Source organism: Pirellulales bacterium, assembly GCA_036490175.1.
In the GTDB taxonomy this organism is placed as follows: Bacteria; Planctomycetota; Planctomycetia; order Pirellulales; family JACPPG01; genus JACPPG01.
Genome location: DASXEJ010000158.1, coordinates 1 through 1949 on the forward strand (window position 1 = coordinate 1; position 1949 = coordinate 1949).

General features: G+C 61.3%; 1 protein-coding gene and 1 other RNA gene. Both read left to right on the forward strand.

The genetic code is table 11. From position 1 onward, the window contains the following. Nucleotides 1–89: signal recognition particle sRNA small type (gene ffs, locus VGG64_12375), an RNA gene on the forward strand; the annotation flags it as partial. A gap of 170 nt (nucleotides 90–259) precedes the next feature. Further along, nucleotides 260–1949, forward strand: a 1690-nt coding sequence (gene dnaX / locus VGG64_12380) for a DNA polymerase III subunit gamma/tau (GenBank protein HEY1600395.1), incomplete at its 3' end; no start/stop codon positions are given.

Here is a 1949-nt window from a genome sequence, read left to right on the forward strand (position 1 = left end):
CCCCGCAATGGGGCGCTGTGAACCTGGTCAGGGGAGAAATCCAGCAGCCATAAGCAGTCAGCTCTTTGTGCGGTGGGTCTCTCATCGGCCGCCGAACGCTTGGCATTGCGAGGAGTTCTAATCGTGCCAGCCAGAACGACGGGCTGATTCAAAATCATGGTTCGATGCGCGGCCGTTGGACTCGCCCGCACCGATTTTTCGTCGCTCTCCTTGTGGTGCCGCGGCGGGCCAAAAATGGATTCATGGACGGAGTGGATTCATGGACAATGAGGGCCTGAGCGGATTCACCGCAGATCAGGGCGTGCAGCCAAGCGGCCGCCGATCCGAGTATTTGGTCGTCGCGCGGCGCTACCGGCCCCAAGCCTTTGCCGAGTTGGTCGGCCAAGAACACGTCGCCCGGGCACTCTCGGCGGCGATTTCTACCAACCGCGTCGGGCACGCGTATCTCTTTACGGGCGCGCGCGGGGTCGGCAAGACGTCGGCCGCGCGGATCCTGGCCAAGTGCCTCAATTGCGAGCAAGGACCGACCCCAGTTCCGTGTGATCGATGCGATAGCTGCCTGGCCGTGGCGTCCGGGGATGACGTCGACGTGTTAGAGATCGATGGAGCGAGCAATCGCGGCATCGAAGAGATGCGCGAGCTGCGGCACAACGTGGCAATTCGACCCAGCCGCTCACGATTCAAGATCTACATCATCGACGAGGTTCACATGCTCACCCGCGAGGCGTTCAACGCCCTGCTGAAGACGTTGGAAGAACCGCCTGAGCATGTAAAGTTCATCTTCTGCACAACCGAAGTTGAAAAGATCCCCGTTACGATCTTGTCGCGCTGCCAGCGATTCGATTTCGCAGGCATACAGCCGGGGTCGATTGTCGGGCGGTTGCGGCAGATCGTCGATGCCGAGCAGATCGCAGCCGACGATGCCGCCCTCGCCCTATTGTCGCGCCGCGCCAACGGCTCGATGCGCGACAGCCAATCCCTGCTGGAACAACTGCTAGCGTCCGGAGGCAAACGGATCACCGTCGACGAGGTGAACCAGCTACTGGGCACCGCTTCGGATGAGCGGCTGACTCAACTCGCCGGACATCTGGTGTCGCGTGATGCCGCATCCGCACTGGCTGATTTCGACGGTGCAATAGCCTCGGGGGTCGATCCCGGGCAGCTGCTCGACCAATTGCTGGTCTACTTGCGCGACCTGATGGTGGCCGCCGTCGGCGGATCGTCCGAACTTTTTTTGCAAAGCGACGCCGGCGTACACGCGACGTTATCGGAACACGCACAGCAACTAGGCGTACAAACGATCCTGGCCATGATGCAGGTCCTGGATCAAGCCATCGCGCGCTTGCGCTACAGCACGCAGGGGCGCGTCCTGGCGGAGCTTGCGCTAGTGCGGATTTCGCAGCTGGCAGACTTGGACGAAATACCGGCCCTCATTGAACAATTGAGGGGGCCGGAGGGCGCAGCCGTCGTTTCTAGGGCGGTCCCCGCAGTTGCGCCGCGTCCCAATACGATGTCCGCGGAGCGTGCGCCGGCTGCTGATCGGCCGAGCGGCGGTACCGAGCCGTCGAGCCCAGGGCCGTCAAAAAAAAACGGTGATTCGGAAGGGCCAGAAAGCGCTCTAGTGCCTGCATCGCGACTGGATGCCGCCATCCCGCTTAACCCGGCCGATGCGCCGCACATTTGGCAGCAAACGCTAGCGCGATTGCAGGGGATTGCTGCCGATTATGCGACCCAGGCCGATCACGTAGCAATTTCCGCGCCAAATCTTCTGGTTGTCACCTTCGCAAAGAAGTATAATTCCAGCAAAGCCTTCTGCGAGCAGCCAGAACAGGCTCAGAAAATCGAACAAGCGCTCGCCGAAGTAACGGGTCGGAACATGCGAATCAATTACTTGCTGGCCCCTGAATCCGCCTCGGAAACTGCCGCCGTGGTTCGCCCTGTAGCGGCGC